Here is a 19,220-nt window from a genome sequence, read left to right on the forward strand (position 1 = left end):
TGATTATCGCAACTGGTCGCGAGACTGGTTGGATAAGCTAAGAGCCCCTGGTTCGGACTCTCAGATTATCTCCTCATCAGGCTAATCACGGTTATTGACCCGGCAATTTGCCGGGTCTTTTTTTGCCTGTGCCTTTTCAGGATCAGCGCCGCAGCTGCGCACAATAATCCTGCTCCGGCATCGCTGCCGTGTACCACACATAATCAGCCTCGCCAGGCTCGATTCGCTCGCCCACCTCAGCCAGCAGCAATACCTTGCTCTCCCCCGATGCCCCCAGGTCAGCCAGATGCAAGGGTATGCCCAGGTCCTTGCGCACATGGTAAGCCCCGGCAAACAGCAGTGCCGGTTGCGGTGCCGCCTGCAAGCGCTCGGCCATGCGCCGGTCGCGCTGCTGCTGAACGGCCAGCATCGCCGGTAACTGGCTTTCCGGCAGCATCCCGCAATGCCCGGCGCGCACCTGCTCCAGCAAGGCAGCCTTTACCGCAGGTGCATTGGACTTTTCGCCCTGCACCGGAGCCGGCTGTCGATAGGCCTGACGCATCTCGGCAGGCGAAAGGTTGGCTGCCAGCAACGTCACCCGATGCTGCAAGGCTTCGGTGACAATCGGCCCGTACAACTGCCAATCCCAGCCCTCCTGCCAGGCCAGCGCCTTGGGCAAGTCTTCCGGCAAAGGCTGCCCCGCCAGCTTGTCCATCCGTGATTGCTGTTCGGGCTGCAGCATCTCGAGCAACAGGCTGCCCTGCGTACGCTGGCCTTGCAGAGCGCGCAACAGCCACAGTTGCAGCGCGTGATGGTCAGGGTTGTCGTGCTTCTCGCCGACAAGTACTCGGGGTGCGTCCGCCAGGCGCTCCACCAGCGTTTCAGGGCTTATGACCTGCTCACTGGCCAGGTCGACAATCGTTCCCAGCTCGGCGTGCGTGCGACCTTCACTGCTCTGCCAGGCGGGCAACGGCGGCAGGCTGGCCTGACAGCCGCCTATCGCCAGTACCAGGCACAGCGAGAAACCGGACAGCAGCGGGTGTCGCATCGGCAGTTACTCCATGTCATCCACAATTTGAATGGCCTGCCCCGGGGGCGGACCTGTCGCGAGACAAGGTCGCTTCCACAAAGGCCGTGCACGGTTCGAGAATCAACGGGTGATGATCAGCGGATGCCCACGCTCGGGGTGCGCCTGCACCAGTACGTCGATACCGTACACCGCCTTCAGGGCCGCTGGGGTCAGTGCCGCTTCGGGCGTGGCAAACGCATGGCAGCGCCCCTGCTCCAGCAACAGGATACGGTCACAGTAGCGCGCCGCCAGGTTCAGGTCATGCAGGATCACCAACACTGCAGCACCGCAGTCGGCGAAATGGCGTACGGCTTCCAGGGTGGTGTGCTGATGCAGCGGGTCGAGCATCGAGGTCGGTTCGTCGAGCAGCAACGTGCTGCCCTCCTCGCCCGGCCATAGCTGCGCCAGCACGCGGGCCAGGTGCACCCGTTGCCGCTCGCCACCGGAAAGCGCCAGGTAACTGCGCGCCACCAGGTGCCAGGCATCTGCCGCCCGCAACGCCGCTTCGACAATTTCCGCATCGCGCCGCTGACCGGTGCCATGAGGCATGCGCCCCATGCCCACCACTTCCTCCACCCGAAACGAGAAACCCAAACTGGACACCTGTGGCAACACTGCCAGGCGCCTTGCCCGTTCCTGCCCGGCCCAATCGGCCAGGGGGCGGCCCTGCAGCGTTACCCGCCCGCGGTCGGGCGCCAGTTCACCGCACAGCACACTCAGCAGGCTGCTCTTGCCGGCACCGTTGGGACCGAGCACACCCACGACCTGCCCCGGAGGCAACTGCAGGTGAATGTCGTGCAGCACCTCATTGCTGCCCCTGCACAGATACAGGCCCTCAACTTGCAACATCAGCCGCGCCCTCGCATCAGCAGGAACAGGAAGAACGGCGCACCGATGAAGGCCGTGACGATACCAATCGGCAGCTCGGCAGGCGCCAGCAGCAGCCGCGCCGCCAGGTCGGCGAACAACATCAGCACACCGCCGGCCAGCAGCGAGGCTGGCAGCACCACACGGTGATCGGGCCCGGCCAGCAGGCGAACCAGGTGCGGCACTACCAGGCCAATGAAGCCGATCAACCCGGCTGCTGCCACTGCCGCCCCCACCCCCAGCGCCGTGCAGAACACCAATTCACGCTTGAGCCGTTCCACGTCAACGCCCAGGTGGCGCGCCTCCGACTCCCCCAGCAACAGGGCATTCAGTGCCTTGGCCCGGTGCGGCAACCACACCGCTACCCCTGTCGCCACCAGCAACAATGGCCACAGCCGCTCATAGCTGGCGCCATTGAGGCTGCCAAGGTTCCAGAACGTCAGCGTGCGCAAGGTGGCATCATCGGCCAGGTAAGAGAACAGCCCCACGGCCGCGCCACCTAGCGCTGTCATGGCCACGCCAGCCAATAGCATCGTGGCGACGTTGGTCTGGCCATCACGGCGCCCCAGGCGGTAGACCAGCGCAGTTACCCCAAGGCCGCCGACAAAAGCGCAGAACGACAGCAGATAAGGTGCGAAAGCATCCGGCATGCCGCCAAACCAGGCGCCGCCGACAATGGCAACCGCTGCCCCCACTGCGGCGCCAGCGGCAACCCCTACCAGCCCGGGGTCGGCCAGCGGGTTGCGGAACAGCCCCTGCATGGCCACCCCGGACAGCGCCAGCACCGCGCCCACCGCCAACCCCAACAGGGTGCGCGGCAGGCGGATCTGACCAAGGATCATCTCGGCCTGCTGCAGGCCATCTTCGGAAACGGGCAGCCCCAACAGGCGCAGGCCAGCGCGCAGCGTATCGAACATCGGCAGGCTGACTGGCCCCAGCGCCAGTGACAGCCAGATTGCCAACAGGCACAGCAGGCTCAGGCTAATGAACAACGTACGTGACTGGACCCGTTGTTTCATCGTGCGAAGCTGGCCTGAGCAGCCGGGTAGAAGGTGGCTGCCAGCGACTGCACGGTCGCCGGTAGCCGAGGCCCGAGCCCGCCGACCAGCAACGTTGGGTCCAGTGAGACCAGGCGTTTCTCACGCACGGCCCGCGAGGCAGCCAGCGCAGGGTTTTCTTTCAACAGCGCCTGCAAGGCCTGCTCATCGGCCAGCGCCCGGTCGGAAAACACGATCACATCCGGGTCAAGCGCCGCCAAGGCTTCGTTGGAGAAGTTCTTGTAGCCTGGGTGCGCGGCCAGGTTTCTCCCACCCGCCTGGCCCAGCAGCCAGTCACCGGCAGTGCCTTGGCCAGCGATCAGCGGCTTGGCCCCGGCATGGCCGACCAGCAGCAACACCCCAGGAGCCTGCTGCCCGGCCTGGGCCCGCTTGACGTTGGCATGCAACGCATCGAGCCGCTGGCGGTAGTCCGCTGCAAGCGCGGACGCTTGCTGCTCTGCACCGAGCAACTGCCCCAGGTGCCTGAGGTTTTCATCCACTGCCGACAGCTCGGCCTTGCTGGAGAACAACTCGACCCGCACGCCGGCCTTGCGGATTTGCGCCAGTACCGGTGGCGGCCCCATTTCCTCGGTGCCCACCAGCACATCCGGGCGCAGGCTGAGGATGCCTTCGGCCGACAGCTGCCGCTGATACCCCACACTGGGCAAGGCTTTCAACGAGGCCGGGTGCTGACTGGTAGTGTCCACACCGACCAGGCGCGCTTCACCTCCCAATGCGGTTATCCACTCGCTCAAGGCGCCACCCGCGCTGACCCAGCGTTGCGGCAGCTCGGCTGCCAAGGCTTGGGTAGAGAGCACAAGGCTTGCACACAGAGCGAGAAAAGCAGCTGGACGGCGCATCATCGGGTTCCTTCTGAAGACGGGCTACACGCCTTGTGGCGAGCGGCGGAACTGCGCACCATAGGCAGCCGGGCGCAGCGAATGCGATCAATTTGATAATTATTCGCATTGGAGCGTCAAGCCATCACGTGTTTCACGGGTCATCCTTGCCATGCACTTCCTTTGTACATCCCTCGGCCTCGCCGAGGGCCAAAGCCGCGCCTTCAGCGTAGACGGCCTCGAACTGTTCGGCGTGCGTCGCAAAGGCCAGGTGTACCTTTACCGCAACCGCTGCCCGCACCGGGACATCCCGCTGAACTGGGCAGAGGACGCGTTTCTGGATGACAGCGCCAGCCTCATCCACTGCGCCCATCACGGAGCCCTGTTCCTGATAGAAAGCGGCGAATGCGTGGCAGGCCCCTGTGAGGGTGAGCAGCTGCAGCCCCTGGGCTGCCACGAAGACAGCCAGGGCATCTGGTTCAAGGGGTAAGCAGCACCGGCAAGCGGCGATCGATGACGATACCCTCGGCGTCCAGCCGAGTGCCATAGGCCAGCACCTCCACCCCGTCCGCTACGGCAGCGCGCAGCGCCTGGGCGTAGGCCGTATCGATTTCTTCAGCCGGGCGCACAGCGTCGATACCGGTCAGGTTCACGCAATACAGCTGCACGGCCCGCACGCCCTGCCGGGCCAGCTTTGCCAGCTCGCGCAGGTGTTTCGCACCGCGTTGAGTCACCGCATCAGGGAAGGCCGCAACAGCAGTGTCGGGGTAGCCCAGCGTCACACTTTTGACCTCGACATAGGCCGGGGCACCCTCGAACTCCAGGCGAAAGTCGATACGGCTACCTTCCTCGCCATAGGCCACTTCGCGCTTGAGTGCAGTGAAACCGGCCAGTTCAGTGATTGTACCGGCGCGCAGGGCCTCTTCGACCAACGCATTGGCCCGCCCGGTATTCACGCAGGCCAACCGCCCCTGGGGGGTTTCGCTGATTTCCCAGGTCCCTGGCAGCTTGCGCTTGGGGTCGTTGGAGCGGCTGAACCACACCTGCCCACCTTCACGCATGCAGTTGAGCATGGAGCCGGTATTCGGGCAGTGGATAGTCATCTGCTCGCCGCTGGCCAGTTCGATATCGGCCAGAAAGCGCTTGTAGCGACGCAACAGGCGGCCCTGCTCGAGTGAAGGAGAAAAACGCATCAGCCTTGCCAGCTCTGCAGGCCACGGGCAATACGCTGCACCGCTTCTTCCAGGCGCGGCAGGCTCTGGGTATAAGCGAAGCGCACATGGTGCCCGGCCAGGTGGCGACCGAAGTCCAGGCCCGGCGTGAACGCCACGTGCTGGGTTTCCAGGAAGTGTCGGCAGAATGCGAACGCATCCCCGCCGAAAGCACTGATATCGGCATACAGGTAGAACGCACCTTGCGGCTCGACGGCAATGCGGAAGCCCAGTTCACGCAGGGCGGGCAGCAGGTAGTCGCGACGGCGGGCGAATTCGGCGCGGCGCTCCTCGAAAATGGCCAGCGCCTCGGGCTGGAAACAGGCCAGCGCGGCATGCTGCGCCATGCTCGGCGCACTGATGTACAGGTTCTGCGCCAGTTTCTCCAGGTCCGCGACCGCACCGGGCGGGGCCACCAGCCAGCCAAGGCGCCAACCGGTCATGCCGAAGTACTTGGAAAAACTATTCAGGACGAATGCCGAGTCGTCGACTTCCAGCACGCTCGGCGCGTCCATGCCATAGGTGAGGCCGTGGTAGATCTCGTCCACCACCAGATGGCCATGCCGCTCGTGGGTGGTTCTGGCCAGGCAGGCCAACGCCTCGCGCCCCAGCACGGTACCGGTCGGGTTGGCCGGCGAAGCGACCAGGGCTCCGACGGTGTCCTTGTCCCAGTAGCGCTCAACCAGGTCGCCAGTCAGCTGATAGTTCACATCCGGGCCCACCGGTACCAATTGGGCCCCGCCCTCGACCAGGCGCAGGAAGTGGCGATTGCACGGGTAACCCGGATCGGCCAGCAGCCAGTGCTTGCCCGGGTCCACCAGCAGGCTGCTGGCCAGCAGCAGCGCGCCGGAGCCACCGGGGGTAATAAGGATGCGTTCCGGGTCGATGTTCAGGCCATAGCGCTGCCCATAAAAACCGGCAATTGCCTCACGCAGTGCCGGCAGACCGCGTGCGGCGGTGTAGCGAGTGTGCCCTGCGGCCAGCGCGGCCTGGCCGGCCGCGACGATGGGTGCGGCCGTGGTGAAGTCCGGCTCGCCGATTTCCAGGTGGATCACATCGTGCCCGGCCGCCTGCAGCTCGTTGGCCCGGGCCAGCAGCGCCATGACGTGGAAAGGTTCGATGGCGCGGCTGCGCGCACTGTAGGGTTGGGCCATGACCTTCTCTCAAATGGGTCTAAACTGGAGATTCTACCTCTGCACACCACCGAACGTACCGCTCAGGCCGGTGTCAATTAGCAGGATCGGGCGGGGTAGCGCACCCCCGATCTATCTGGTAAGTTCGGCGGCTCGCAGTCGCAGGGCCGGCGGTCGCCGGAGATGGAGCATCCTGCGCATTGGATCAGATGAGTGAGAGGCGGTCTATTCATGTCCACCCTAGAAAAGCAAAAAGCCAACCAGAATCTTTATGGGGTTGCACCCTATCAGGAGACCAAGGGTGAGGAGTACATGGGTGAGCCCATGCGCAAGCACTTCACCAAGATCCTCACTGGCTGGAAGCAAGAGCTGATGGTCGGCGTCGACAAGACCGTTGACCATATGAAAGAAGAAGCAGCCAACTTTGCAGATCCCGCAGACCGCGCATCCCAGGAAGAGGAATTCGCCCTCGAACTGCGCAACCGCGACCGCGAGCGCAAGTTGATCAAGAAAATCGATAAAACCCTGCAGAAGATTCAGGACGAAGAGTACGGCTGGTGCGAGTCGTGCGGCATCGAGATCGGCCTGCGCCGCCTGGAAGCCCGCCCTACCGCCGACCTGTGCTTCGACTGCAAGGAAATTGCCGAGAAAAAGGAAAAAACGGTCGGCAAAGGCTGATCTTTCTTCCACCTGAACGGGGCGCATCATGCGCCCCGTTTCATTTATATGCCCAGCCTGACCATGACCGACTCCAGCTACATCGGGCGCTTCGCCCCCACCCCCAGCGGCTTCCTGCACTTCGGCTCGCTGGTCGCCGCCCTCGCCTCCTGGCTCGATGCCCGCGCCGTCAACGGCCGCTGGCTGCTGCGCATGGAAGACACCGACCCGCCCCGGGAGATGCCCGGCGCCCGCGATGCCATCCTCCAGACGCTGGAACGTTACGGCCTGCACTGGGATGGCGAGGTGGTATTCCAGAGCCAGCGCCACGATGCCTATGCTGCCGTGGTAGACCGCCTGTTCAACATGGGCCTGGCGTACGCATGCACCTGCTCGCGCAAGCAGCTGGAAAGCTACAACGGCATCTACCCAGGCTTTTGCCGCAACGCCGGACATGCCCGTGAAGGGGCAGCCATCCGCTTGCGGGTGCCGGAGCTGATCTACCGCTTTACCGACCGAGTGCAGGGTGAGTACCAGCAACACCTGGGGCGTGAGGTGGGTGACTTCGTCATCCAGCGTCGTGACGGGTTGTACGCCTACCAGCTGGCCGTGGTGCTGGACGATGCCTGGCAGGGTGTTACCGACATCGTGCGTGGTGCCGACCTGCTCGACAACACCCCGCGCCAGCTGTACCTGCAGGAACTGCTGGGCTTCTCACAGCCGCGTTACCTGCATATTCCGCTGATCGTGCAGCCGGATGGGCACAAGCTGGGCAAGTCGTACCGTTCGCCGCCACTGCAGGCGGAGCATGCTACCCCCCTGCTGCTGCGGGCATTGCGGGCGCTGGGGCAGAAGACAGACCCGGAACTGCTGTTGGCGACGCCGGCAGAGGTGCTGGCAGTCGCGCGCACGCAATGGCGGCCGGAAGCGATCGCGCAGCGGACCACCGTGCCAGAGGCTGATCTGCGCTGAAACTTTACCGGTCTCTTCGCGGGCGCGCCCGCTCCCACAGGGTCCTCAATAAACCTAGAGGCAACGCTTTACCTGTAGGTGCGTGTTCACCCGCGAAGAGGCCGGCACATTCATTCCACCTCTCAAAAACAAAAGCCCAGTAAATTCAAACCCTTGGCGAACGCTGTGGATTCCCGCTAGCATCCCCCCTGCCATTTGCGCCAATAATAAGTTCAAGCCCGTAGCACCCAACCATCGAGGCCAGCATGTACATCTATCGTTTGGTCCTGCTTCTGGTCGTGGGGATCTACCTGTTCTCCCCAGCCATCATGGACTGGTGGATCGAACCGACCGGAGCCTGGTACCGCCCCTACCTGCTCTGGCTGATCCTGATCGTCGTCACCTTCATCCTGCAGAGCCAACGAGATGCCGATGAGCTTTAGCCTGACCCAGATGATCCTGATCAGCGCCGGGTACCTCATGGTGCTGTTCGGCGTGGCCTGGATCAGCGAGCGCGGGCTGATCCCGCGTTCGATCATTCGCCACCCACTTACCTACACCCTGTCGCTGGGCGTCTACGCCAGTGCCTGGGCCTTCTATGGCTCGGTTGGCCTGGCCTACCAATACGGCTACGGCTTCCTTGCCTGTTACCTGGGGGTGTCTGGCGCATTCCTGCTGGCGCCGGTGCTGCTCTACCCGATCCTCAAGATCACCCGCACCTATCAGCTGTCATCGCTGGCCGACCTGCTGGCCTTCCGCTTCCGCAGTACCTGGGCCGGGGCCTTGACCACCATCATCATGCTGATTGGCGTGCTGCCATTGCTGGCCTTGCAGATCCAGGCGGTGGCCGATTCGATCAGCATCCTTACCGGTGAACCGGTCAAGGCCCGGGTGGCCTTTGCCTTTTGCACGCTGATCATTCTGTTCACCATCTTCTTCGGCTCGCGGCACATCGCCACGCGCGAGAAACATGAGGGGTTGGTATTCGCCATCGCCTTCGAGTCGGTGATCAAGCTGCTGGCCCTGGGCGGTATCGGCCTGTATGCCTTGTATGGCGTATTCGGCGGCCCGCACGAGCTGGAAGTCTGGCTGCTGCAGAACCAGACCGCCCTCGCCGCCCTGCACACCCCCCTGCAGGAAGGCCCATGGCGCACCCTGCTGCTGGTGTTCTTCGCCTCGGCCATCGTCATGCCGCACATGTACCACATGGCCTTTACCGAAAACCTCAACCCGCGCTCGCTGGTCAGCGCCAGCTGGGGCCTGCCGCTGTTCCTGCTGCTGATGAGTCTTGCCGTGCCGCTGGTGCTGTGGGCCGGCCTGCGCCTGGGCGCCAGCACCAACCCCGAGTACTTCACCCTGGGCCTGGGCATCGCCGCCAACAACCAGGCATTGGCACTGCTGGCCTACATTGGCGGCCTGTCGGCAGCCAGCGGCCTGATCATCGTCACCACCCTGGCGCTGTCGGGCATGGCCCTGAACCACCTGGTGCTGCCGCTTTACCAGCCGCCGGCCGAGGGCAACATCTACCGTTGGCTGAAGTGGACCCGCCGTGCACTGATCGTCGCCATCATCACCGCCGGCTTCATGTTCTACCTGAGCCAGAACTACCACCAGAGCCTGGCCAACCTGGGCATCGTCGCCTTCGTCGCCACCTTGCAGTTCCTGCCCGGGGTGCTGTCGGTACTCTACTGGCCGACCGCCAACCGCCGCGGTTTCATCGCCGGGCTGCTGGCCGGCACCCTGGTGTGGATGGTGACCATGCTGCTGCCGCTTCTCGGCAACTTGCAGGGCTTCTACATCCCGCTGCTGGACATGATCTATGTGCTGGACGATACCAGCTGGCACATGGCAGCCATCGCCTCGCTGGCGGCCAACGTGCTGCTGTTCACCCTGATCTCACTGTTCACCAACGCCAGCACCGAAGAAGTCAGCGCGGCAGAAGCCTGTGCCGTGGATAACGTGCGCCGCCCACAGCGCCGCGAGCTGCACGCCGCCTCGCCGCAGGAATTCGCCACCCAGCTGGCCAAGCCGCTGGGCGCCAAGGCCGCGCAAAAGGAAGTCGAGCAAGCGCTGCGCGACCTCTACCTGCCGTTCGACGAACGCCGCCCCTATGCCCTGCGCCGCCTGCGCGACCGCATCGAAGCCAACCTGTCCGGCCTGATGGGGCCGAGCGTGGCCCAGGACATGGTCGAGACTTTCCTGCCGTACAAGTCCGGTAACGAAAACTACGTGACCGAAGACATCCACTTCATCGAAAGCCGCCTGGAAGACTACCACTCGCGCCTGACCGGGTTGGCCGCCGAGCTCGATGCCTTGCGCCGCTACCATCGCCAGACCCTGCAGGAGTTGCCCATGGGCGTCTGCTCGCTGGCCAAGGACCAGGAAATCCTGATGTGGAACAAGGCCATGGAAGAGCTCACCGGCATCGCCGCCAAGCATGTGGTCGGCTCGCGCCTGGTCACCATCGACGAGCCTTGGCGCGGCCTGCTGCAAGGCTTCATCAACGTGCCCGACGAGCACCTGCACAAGCAGCGCCTGGCGCTGGACGGCCAGCCGCGCTGGCTGAACCTGCACAAGGCAGCCATCGACGAGCCACTGGCCCCCGGTAACAGCGGGCTGGTACTGCTGGTGGAAGACCTTACCGAAACCCAGGCACTGGAAGACAAGCTGGTGCACTCCGAGCGCCTGGCCAGCATCGGCCGCCTGGCCGCCGGCGTGGCCCACGAGATCGGCAACCCGATCACCGGCATCGCCTGCCTGGCGCAAAACCTGCGCGAGGAACGCGAAGACGATGGCGAAATCATCGAGTTGTCCAGCCAGATCCTTGACCAGACCAAGCGCGTATCGCGCATCGTCCAGTCGCTGATGAGCTTCGCCCATGCCGGCGGCAGCCACCAGAACAGCGAGGAGCCCGTGTGCCTGGCTGAAGTGGCACAAGATGCCATCGGTCTGCTGGCGTTGAACCGGCGCAATTTCGAAGTACAGTTCTTCAACCTTTGCGACCCGGACCATTGGGCCGAAGGTGACCCGCAGCGCCTGGCCCAGGTGCTGATCAACCTGCTCTCCAACGCCCGCGATGCCTCGCCGCCCGGCAGCGCCGTGCGCGTGCGCAGCGAGGTTAACGAGCACACCGTCGACCTGATCGTCGAAGACGAAGGCAGCGGGATTCCGAAGAACATCATGGACCGCCTGTTCGAACCCTTCTTCACCACCAAGGACCCGGGCGAAGGAACCGGACTGGGGCTCGCTCTGGTCTATTCCATCGTGGAAGAGCATTATGGGCAAATCACCATCGACAGCCCGGCCGATATCGAACGGCAACGTGGCACCCGGATCCGCGTGACCCTGCCCCGGCATGTCGTAGCGACGTCCCCTGAAATTCGAGACCGTCGAGAGAATTGAATCAATGCCGCACATTCTGATCGTCGAAGACGAAACCATCATCCGCTCGGCCCTGCGTCGCCTGCTTGAGCGGAACCAGTACCAGGTCAGCGAGGCCGGCTCGGTGCAGGAAGCCCAGGAACGCTTCAGCATTGCCACTTTCGACCTCATTGTCAGCGACCTGCGCCTGCCAGGCGCGCCCGGCACCGAGCTGATCAAGCTCGGCCAGGGCACCCCGGTGCTGATCATGACCAGTTACGCCAGCCTGCGCTCAGCGGTGGACTCGATGAAAATGGGCGCGGTGGACTACATCGCCAAGCCCTTCGACCACGACGAGATGCTGCAGGCAGTAGCGCGTATTCTGCGTGACCGGCAGAACGCCCCCGCTGCTGCACCGCCTGCCGAGCCACGCGCCAGCAATGGCAAGGCTACAGCGCCCGACAAAGGCAGCGCGGCAACGGCCAATGGCGAGATCGGCATCATCGGCTCGTGCCAGCCCATGCAGGACATGTACAGCAAGATCCGCAAGGTCGCGCCTACCGACTCCAATGTGCTGATCCAGGGCGAGTCGGGCACCGGTAAAGAGCTGGTGGCCCGCGCCCTGCACAACCTGTCTCGCCGGGCCAAGGCACCGATGATCTCGGTGAACTGCGCGGCCATCCCCGAAACGCTGATCGAATCCGAACTGTTCGGCCACGAAAAAGGCGCGTTCACCGGCGCCAGCGCCGGGCGCGCCGGCTTGGTGGAGGCCGCCGATGGCGGTACGCTGTTCCTCGATGAAATTGGCGAACTGCCGCTCGAAGCCCAGGCTCGCCTGCTGCGTGTGCTGCAGGAAGGCGAGATACGCCGGGTAGGTTCGGTGCAGTCGCAAAAGGTCGATGTGCGCCTGATCGCCGCGACCCACCGCGACCTGAAAAACCTGGCCAAGGCCGGCCAGTTCCGTGAAGACTTGTATTACCGACTGCACGTCATCGCCCTGAAGCTGCCGGCCCTGCGCGAGCGTGGCAGCGACGTCAACGAGATCGCCAACGTCTTCCTCGCCCGCCAGAGCGCTCGCATCGGCCGCGACGACCTGCACTTCTCGGCCGAGGCCGAGCAAGCCATTCGTCACTACAGCTGGCCCGGTAACGTGCGTGAACTGGAAAACGCCGTGGAGCGCGCGGTGATCCTCAGCGAGAGCGCAGAAATTTCCGCCGAGCTGCTGGGCATCGACATCGAGCTGAGCGACCTGGAAGAGGACGACATCCTCGACAATGCCCTGGTGGTGGCCAACGGGGGCAATGCCAGCCACGAGCCGACCGAAGACCTGTCGCTGGAAGACTACTTCCAGCACTTCGTGCTTGAACACCAGGACCACATGACCGAGACCGAATTGGCACGCAAGCTCGGCGTCAGCCGCAAGTGCCTGTGGGAACGCCGTCAGCGCCTGGGCATCCCACGGCGCAAGAGCAACGCTACCAGCGAATAACCCACCTGCGCACCGCACGTCGCAGCCTATGCGGCGTCGGTGAGACCGAGCGCCGCCCGCGCGGCGCTTCGCGGCTAAAGCCGCTCCTACATTTGTTTCGGGCCAGTCCCTCCTGTGCCACGCGCGCGCGACCGCCTTGTTGTACGACGCAATCTCGAGCCATGCGCCAAGGCATTCGCGCGCAAATCCCACAGAAAAATTGGCCCGAACAAATGTAGGAGCGGCTTTAGCCGCGAAGCGCCGCGCGGGCGGCGCTCGGTCTCACAGGCGCTGAACGTGTCACGGCGAACACCCCAGGTAACACCTCACCTCCCGTAAAAATCTGTTACCCAAGCTTTCCGCCGTAACAGTCCCCGAGGCGTACGGTAACGGAATTGCGACATTTTCGACCTGCCAAAAACTGCAGAACCCGCTCAACCCCTTGATTTTATTGAGTTTTGAAAAGTTGGCACGGCACCTGCTATATGTTTGGTACAAGAACAATAACAAGCACTGCAACTCAGAATAAGAACAAGACGAAACGGCTCACGCACAATAAAAACAAGATGGCGGAGGCGCAGCTAACTGATTCTTTTGGAGAGGATGCGTGTTTGGGGCTTGCCCCACAACCAGGCAGAGAACAACAAAAACTGCACTTAAAGCAGCGCCTGAACTGGTTGGATCGACAGATCAACGTGTCATCAGCGGCCAAAGCAATCCGTTTGCTCTTTACCCCCGGTTTGGGGGTCGTCCACAAGTTTCGAGATTTGTGGGCAGGGCACTCAACAAAAACAAGAAGCCCAGCAAAAAAACAATAAGAGCACGCAACGACTTCTTGGGGAGCTTAGGCTCCCCTTGTCGTTTCTACCCTTCTGGCAGGCATCCTGCTACCCGCCTACACCATTCCCCGAGTAAATGCTAGAATCCCCGCCCATCATGCGGCCATTCTCCTATTCTTGGCCGAACATTCCTTCACACAGTGCATCCCATGCTGAAGAAGCTGTTCCAGTCTTTCCGCCCGCCCGTACCGGGCCCGCACCACAGGCGCACCACGCCCGAGGTGATCAACAAGAGCCAGCACTCGCTGCAGCGCCACCAGTTCAGCCGTCATGCGGTGAACATCGTGGAGCGGCTGCAAAGCGCCGGCTACCAGGCTTACCTGGTCGGTGGCTGTGTCCGCGACCTGATGCTGGGCATCACGCCGAAGGACTTCGACGTCGCCACCAGCGCCACCCCCGAACAGGTCCGTGCCGAGTTCCGCAACGCCCGCATCATTGGTCGTCGCTTCAAATTGGTCCATGTGCATTTCGGCCGTGAGATCATTGAAGTCGCCACCTTCCGCGCCCACCACTCCGAGGACGACCAGGGCGATGCCCACCGTTCGTCGCATAACGCCAGTGGCCGCATTCTGCGAGACAACGTGTACGGCACTCTGGAAGAGGACGCGCAACGCCGCGACTTCACCATCAACGCCCTGTACTACGATCCGGTCAGCGAGCGCATTCTCGATTACGCCAACGGTGTGCACGACGTGCGCAATCGCCTGCTGCGGCTGATTGGAGACCCGACCCACCGCTACCAGGAAGACCCGGTGCGCATGCTGCGCGCGGTGCGCTTTGCTGCCAAGCTCGACTTTGGCATCGAAAAGCACACTTACCTGCCGATTCGCGGTCTGGCCCCGATGCTGCGCGAGATTCCACCCGCGCGCCTGTTCGAGGAATGCCTCAAGCTGTTCCTCAGCGGCCAAGGTGCCATCGCCTTCGAAATGCTGGTTGACCTGGAGTTGTTCGAACCGCTGTTCCCGGCCAGTGCCCACGCGCTGGACGAGCGGCCGACCTACACCCACACGCTGATCAGCCAGGCATTGAACAACACCGACCTGCGCGTGAAGCAGGGCAAGCCGGTGACGCCAGCCTTCCTGTTTGCTGCTTTGCTCTGGCCAGCCCTGCCGGCCCGTGTGCTGCACCTGCAGAACCAGGGCGTGCCGCCGATCCCGGCCATGAACGGTGCGGCCCACGACCTGATCGCCGAGCAGTGCGCGCGCATTGCCATCCCCAAGCGTTTCACCCTGCCGATCCGCGAGATCTGGGACATGCAGGAGCGCCTGCCGCGCCGCAGCGGCAAGCGCGCCGACATGCTGCTGGACAACCCGCGTTTCCGCGCCGGTTACGACTTCCTGCTGCTGCGTGAAAGCGCCGGGGAAGAAACCGACGACCTGGGCCAGTGGTGGACCGATTACCAGGACGCAAACGACAGCGAGCGCCGCGAGATGATCCGCGAGCTTGGCAGCCGTGACGAAAGCGCCGGCCCGCGCAAGCGCAAGCGCAGCAGCAGCAAACGCAAGCGCAGTGGCGACGAGGCGTTCGAGTGACCATTCGCGCCTACGTAGGTCTGGGCAGCAACCTGGACGCACCTGCCGAGCAGCTGCGTAGCGCCTTTCAGGCGTTGGACCAGGTCGAAGCCACGCGCCTGGTAGCCGCCTCGGCCCTGTACACCAGCGATTCGCTGCTGCCCGGCCAACCGCGCTACACCAATGCTGTCGCCGCCCTGGACACCGCCCTGGCACCACTGGCATTGCTCGATGCGCTGCAGGCCATCGAAAACGACCAGGGCCGCGTGCGCAAAGAGCGCTGGGGACCACGCACGCTGGACCTGGACATCCTGCTGTTCGGTGACCAGGTGCTCGACCAGCCACGCCTGAAAGTGCCGCATTACCACATGCATGCCCGCCCGTTCGTGCTGTATCCGTTGGCCGAACTGGTACCGGGGGATTTCCGCCTGGCCGATGGCCGCGCCCTCGCGCAACTGCTCGACGAATGCCCGTTCGTCGGCCTGGAACGCCTGTAGACCGGGCGTTCCAGCCTGCATCGCCACCTCGGTAACGCCAGTAACACCCTGATCGTAACAATGCGGTAACAGGGTGATTGACTTCCCACACCTCGCTCACGACTATAGGCGTCCCGTGTGGCACCAAAGTGCCGCATACCCGTATTTAGGCCCGGACGGACCTGTGCCCGAACATCACGCGCGATGATGTGCCGCTCCGGAAGATGACTACACGCGTTGAATGCAGTCGTTTTTTACAGCGCCTGAACGAGGAATTTCCTACATGCCTGAAGTAACCCTTACCACCCTTAACGGCCTCAAGGCCAAGGGTGAAAAAATCACCATGCTGACCTGCTACGACGCGACCTTCGCCAAGGCCGCCAGCCAGGCTGGCGTTGAAGTGTTGCTGGTGGGCGACTCGCTGGGGATGGTCCTGCAGGGCCACGACAGCACCTTGCCGGTCACCACGGCGGAGATGGCCTACCACACCGCCAGCGTCAAACGCGGCAACGACGGCGCGCTGATCCTCACCGACCTGCCGTTCATGGCCCACGCCACCCCCGAGCAGGCCTTTGCCAACAGCGCCACACTGATGCAGGCCGGCGCCCACATGGTCAAGATCGAAGGCGCAGCCTGGCTGGCCGAAACCATCCGCTTGCTGGCCGAACGTGGTGTGCCGGTGTGCGCGCACATGGGCCTGACCCCGCAAACCGTCAACGTGCTGGGCGGCTACAAAGTGCAGGGCCGCCAGGAGGCCCAGGCCCGGCAGATGCGCGCCGACGCCATTGCCCTGGAACAGGCCGGTGCGGCCATGCTGCTGCTCGAGTGCGTACCCAGCGAACTGGCGGCGGAAATCACCAATGCCGTTGGCATCCCGGTAATCGGCATTGGCGCCGGCAGCGCCACCGATGGCCAGGTACTGGTACTGCACGACATGCTCGGCCTGTCGCTGAGCGGCCGGGTACCGAAGTTCGTGAAGAACTTCATGCAGGGCCAACCGGATATCCATAGCGCCCTCGTCGCTTACGTCGAGGCGGTCAAGCAAGTCAGTTTCCCAGGCAGCGAACACGGGTTCAGTGCATGAATACAGTCAAGACCGTCCGCGAACTGCGCGCGGCAGTGGCCCGCGCGCGCGGTGAGGGCAAACGCATCGGTTTCGTGCCGACCATGGGCAACCTGCACAGCGGCCATGCGGCCTTGGTAACCAAGGCTGCCCAGCGCGCCGACTTCGTGGTCGCCAGTATCTTCGTCAACCCGCTGCAGTTCGGCGCCAACGAAGACCTCGACAAATACCCACGCACCCTGGCAGCCGACCAGGAGCGCCTGGTGCAGGCCGGCTGCAACCTGCTGTTCGCACCCACGGTGGAAGAGATGTACCCCGACGGCATGAGCGTGCAAACCCGCGTCAGCGTGCCCCAGCTTTCCGAAGGCCTGTGCGGCGCCAGCCGGCCTGGGCATTTCGAGGGTGTGGCCACCGTGGTGAACAAGCTGTTCAACATGGTCCAGCCAGACCTTGCCGTGTTCGGCGAGAAGGACTATCAGCAGTTGGCGGTGATCCGCGCCATGGTGCGCGACCTGAACATGCCGATCCAGATCATCGGCGAACCCACCGTGCGTGCCGAAGATGGCTTGGCGCTGTCGTCGCGCAATGGCTACTTCACGCCAGAGCAGCGTACTGCTGCGCCAGCGCTGTACCGCACACTGCAGCACATTGCAGCGGGCATCGGCCGTGGCCAGCGGGATTTTGCCGCGCTGGTCGCTGAAGGCCAGGCGCAACTGAGCGCAGCGGGTTTCCGTCCGGATTACCTGGAAGTACGCCATGCCGTAAGTTTGCGCCCGGCAGTAATCGATGATCGAGACCTGGTGGTGATTGCGGCAGCTTACCTGGGTAACACACGGTTGATCGACAACCTCTACCTGCATTTGGAAGAGAAGACCGCATAACGGTCTTGGGCTGCCTTGCAGCCCATTCGCGGGCAAGCCCGCTCCTGCGCGTTTATCTGTAGGGGCGGGCTTGCTTGCAATGCCCCACCAAAATCCCCCTGCCATACCCATTCCCAGCACGTGGCCTTTGCCTATAATGGTGCCAGCCTGAACCCGGCAACGACTGCCGTGTCCAAGCCCTCACCACGCACCAAGGGAACCCCGCGCAATGGCGTATTACCGTACACCCCACGATGTGACGGCCCTGCCCGCCTGGCAGGCGCTTCAGAAACACCGCGACGCCATGCAAAGCTTCAGCATGCGCGAAGCCTTCGCCGCCGATGCCAAGCGCTTCGACCAGTTTTCCCTCAGCGCTTGCGGCCTGTTCCTCGACTACTCGAAAAACCTGATCACCGAGCAAAGCCGCGATCTGCTGGTCAACCTGGCCAATGAAGTGGGCCTGCAGGACGCCATCAAGTCGATGTTCGGTGGTGAGATCATTAACGCCTCCGAAGGCCGCCCGGTGCTGCACACCGCCTTGCGCCGGCCTGTAGGTGACAAACTCAGCGTCAACGGCGTGAACGTCATGCCGGAAGTGCACAAGGTGCTCAACCAGATTACCGAACTGGTTGGTCGCATTCACGATGGCCTGTGGCGCGGCTACAGCGAAAAGCCGATCACCGACGTGGTCAACATTGGCATTGGCGGTTCGTTCCTCGGCCCCGAGCTGGTTTCCGAAGCGCTGCTACCCTACGCCCAGCGCGGCGTGCGCTGCCACTACCTGGCCAATATCGACGGCAGCGAGTTTCACGAGCTGTCGGCCAACCTGCGCGCCGAAACCACCCTGTTCATCGTCTCGTCGAAGTCGTTCAACACCCTCGAGACACTGAAAAACGCCATGGCCGCGCGGACCTGGTACCTGGCCCAAGGCGGCTCGGAAGCCGAGCTGTACCGCCACTTCATTGCCGTATCCAGCAACAAGGCCGCTGCTGTAGCGTTCGGTATCCGCGAAGAAAACATCTTCCCGATGTGGGACTGGGTGGGAGGGCGCTACTCGCTGTGGTCGGCCATCGGCCTGCCGATCGCCCTGGCCATCGGCACTGCCAACTTCAAGGAACTGCTGTCCGGCGCCTACACCATGGACCAGCACTTCCAGACCGCACCGTTCGACAAGAACATGCCGGTGCTACTGGCCCTGCTGGGCGTGTGGTATGGCAACTTCTGGGACGCGAATAGCCACGCGATCCTGCCGTACGACCACTACCTGCGCAACATCACCAAGCACCTGCAGCAGCTGGACATGGAATCCAACGGCAAGAGCGTGCTGCAAGACGGCACCCCGGTGAAGACCGACACAGGGCCGGTGATCTGGGGCGGCGTGGGCTGCAACGGCCAGCATGCCTACCACCAGTTGCTGCACCAGGGCACCCAGCTGATTCCGGCCGATTTCATCGTGCCGGTGGTGAGCTTCAACCCGGTGGCCGACCACCACCAGTGGCTGTACGCCAACTGCCTGTCGCAGAGCCAGGCGCTGATGCTGGGCAAAACCCGCGAGGAAGCCGAAGCCGAATTGCGCGCTAAAGGCCTCAACGAAGCAGACATCGAAAAGCTGGCCCCGCACAAGGTGATCCCGGGTAACCGCCCGAGCAACACGTTGGTGGTCGAGCGCATCAGCCCGCGCCGCCTGGGCGCGTTGGTGGCGATGTACGAGCACAAGGTGTTCGTACAGAGCGTTATCTGGGGTATCAACGCCTTCGATCAGTGGGGCGTCGAGCTGGGCAAGGAACTGGGCAAGGGCGTTTACCAGCGCTTGGTCGGTAGCCTGGAAGACAGTGCCGAAGATGGCTCTACCCAAGGCCTGATCAACTACTTCCGCGGCCGTCACCGCGGTTGATCCGAA

Annotated in this window: 18 protein-coding genes; 12 read left to right on the plus strand and 6 right to left on the minus strand. The window is 63.4% G+C overall.

Annotated features, from left to right (window positions below; genetic code table 11):
• Positions 1–142: 142 nt before the first annotated feature.
• The 4 genes from V7787_RS43160 to V7787_RS43175 form a co-directional block, all read right to left on the minus strand.
• Positions 143–1,027 (minus strand): ChaN family lipoprotein, encoded by an 885-nt coding sequence (locus tag V7787_RS43160; RefSeq protein WP_198747993.1) that lies wholly within the window; start codon positions 1,025–1,027, stop codon positions 143–145.
• A 102-nt stretch (positions 1,028–1,129) separates the two neighbouring features.
• Positions 1,130–1,897, minus strand: coding sequence for a heme ABC transporter ATP-binding protein (locus tag V7787_RS43165; RefSeq protein WP_198747992.1), 768 nt, complete (start codon positions 1,895–1,897; stop codon positions 1,130–1,132).
• Entirely contained in the window at positions 1,897–2,880 is a 984-nt protein-coding gene (locus V7787_RS43170; protein WP_198747996.1) for a FecCD family ABC transporter permease, read from the minus strand. Before V7787_RS43170 ends, V7787_RS43165 begins: the two co-directional genes overlap by 1 nt.
• A gap of 50 nt (positions 2,881–2,930) precedes the next feature.
• A complete protein-coding gene (locus tag V7787_RS43175) occupies positions 2,931–3,815 on the minus strand; it encodes a heme/hemin ABC transporter substrate-binding protein (protein ID WP_198747991.1) in 885 nt (294 codons plus the stop codon).
• Between the two features lie 148 nt (positions 3,816–3,963).
• Here V7787_RS43175 and V7787_RS43180 point away from each other — a divergent pair, with 148 nt between their 5' ends.
• A complete protein-coding gene (locus V7787_RS43180) occupies positions 3,964–4,281 on the plus strand; it encodes a Rieske (2Fe-2S) protein (RefSeq protein ID WP_198747990.1) in 318 nt (105 codons plus the stop codon).
• On the opposite strand, the gene sfsA is transcribed toward V7787_RS43180, so the two are convergent.
• Both sfsA and V7787_RS43190 read right to left on the minus strand, forming a co-directional pair.
• Positions 4,271–4,984, minus strand: a complete 714-nt coding sequence (sfsA, locus tag V7787_RS43185) for a DNA/RNA nuclease SfsA (RefSeq protein WP_004575787.1) — start codon at positions 4,982–4,984, stop codon at positions 4,271–4,273. The genes V7787_RS43180 and sfsA overlap by 11 nt on opposite strands.
• Positions 4,984–6,156 carry a pyridoxal phosphate-dependent aminotransferase gene (locus tag V7787_RS43190; protein ID WP_336093807.1) on the minus strand — a complete coding sequence of 391 codons (1,173 nt, stop codon included), beginning with the start codon at positions 6,154–6,156 and terminating at the stop codon, positions 4,984–4,986. Before V7787_RS43190 ends, sfsA begins: the two co-directional genes overlap by 1 nt.
• A gap of 210 nt (positions 6,157–6,366) precedes the next feature.
• Here V7787_RS43190 and dksA point away from each other — a divergent pair, with 210 nt between their 5' ends.
• From dksA to pgi, 11 genes are all read left to right on the plus strand, one after another.
• Complete coding sequence (gene dksA, locus V7787_RS43195) at positions 6,367–6,813, plus strand: RNA polymerase-binding protein DksA (protein WP_003250009.1); 447 nt, start codon at positions 6,367–6,369, stop codon at positions 6,811–6,813.
• A gap of 63 nt (positions 6,814–6,876) precedes the next feature.
• Positions 6,877–7,764 (plus strand): tRNA glutamyl-Q(34) synthetase GluQRS, encoded by an 888-nt coding sequence (gluQRS, locus tag V7787_RS43200; protein WP_064491453.1) that lies wholly within the window; start codon positions 6,877–6,879, stop codon positions 7,762–7,764.
• A gap of 245 nt (positions 7,765–8,009) precedes the next feature.
• Positions 8,010–8,186 carry a hypothetical protein gene (locus tag V7787_RS43205; RefSeq protein ID WP_003250005.1) on the plus strand — a complete coding sequence of 59 codons (177 nt, stop codon included), beginning with the start codon at positions 8,010–8,012 and terminating at the stop codon, positions 8,184–8,186.
• On the plus strand, positions 8,170–11,145 hold the full coding sequence (locus V7787_RS43210) for a sensor histidine kinase (RefSeq protein WP_010955345.1): 2,976 nt from the start codon (positions 8,170–8,172) through the stop codon (positions 11,143–11,145). Before V7787_RS43205 ends, V7787_RS43210 begins: the two co-directional genes overlap by 17 nt.
• 4 nt (positions 11,146–11,149) lie before the next feature.
• Complete coding sequence (locus tag V7787_RS43215) at positions 11,150–12,592, plus strand: sigma-54-dependent transcriptional regulator (RefSeq protein WP_064491446.1); 1,443 nt, start codon at positions 11,150–11,152, stop codon at positions 12,590–12,592.
• A 464-nt stretch (positions 12,593–13,056) separates the two neighbouring features.
• On the plus strand, positions 13,057–13,389 hold the full coding sequence (locus V7787_RS43220; protein ID WP_198747989.1) for a hypothetical protein: 333 nt from the start codon (positions 13,057–13,059) through the stop codon (positions 13,387–13,389).
• Between the two features lie 170 nt (positions 13,390–13,559).
• Positions 13,560–14,942, plus strand: coding sequence for a polynucleotide adenylyltransferase PcnB (locus V7787_RS43225; RefSeq protein ID WP_020191715.1), 1,383 nt, complete (start codon positions 13,560–13,562; stop codon positions 14,940–14,942).
• Positions 14,939–15,418 carry a 2-amino-4-hydroxy-6-hydroxymethyldihydropteridine diphosphokinase gene (gene folK, locus V7787_RS43230; RefSeq protein ID WP_104887044.1) on the plus strand — a complete coding sequence of 160 codons (480 nt, stop codon included), beginning with the start codon at positions 14,939–14,941 and terminating at the stop codon, positions 15,416–15,418. The genes V7787_RS43225 and folK overlap by 4 nt, the downstream gene beginning before the upstream one ends.
• A 262-nt stretch (positions 15,419–15,680) precedes the next feature.
• Complete coding sequence (gene panB / locus V7787_RS43235) at positions 15,681–16,481, plus strand: 3-methyl-2-oxobutanoate hydroxymethyltransferase (protein WP_003249992.1); 801 nt, start codon at positions 15,681–15,683, stop codon at positions 16,479–16,481.
• Positions 16,478–17,341 (plus strand): pantoate--beta-alanine ligase, encoded by an 864-nt coding sequence (panC, locus tag V7787_RS43240; protein ID WP_336093811.1) that lies wholly within the window; start codon positions 16,478–16,480, stop codon positions 17,339–17,341. The genes panB and panC overlap by 4 nt, the downstream gene beginning before the upstream one ends.
• A 208-nt stretch (positions 17,342–17,549) precedes the next feature.
• Positions 17,550–19,214 (plus strand): glucose-6-phosphate isomerase, encoded by a 1,665-nt coding sequence (gene pgi / locus V7787_RS43245; RefSeq protein ID WP_104887043.1) that lies wholly within the window; start codon positions 17,550–17,552, stop codon positions 19,212–19,214.
• Positions 19,215–19,220: the final 6 nt, after the last annotated feature.

Source organism: Pseudomonas sp. CGJS7 (assembly GCF_036961695.1).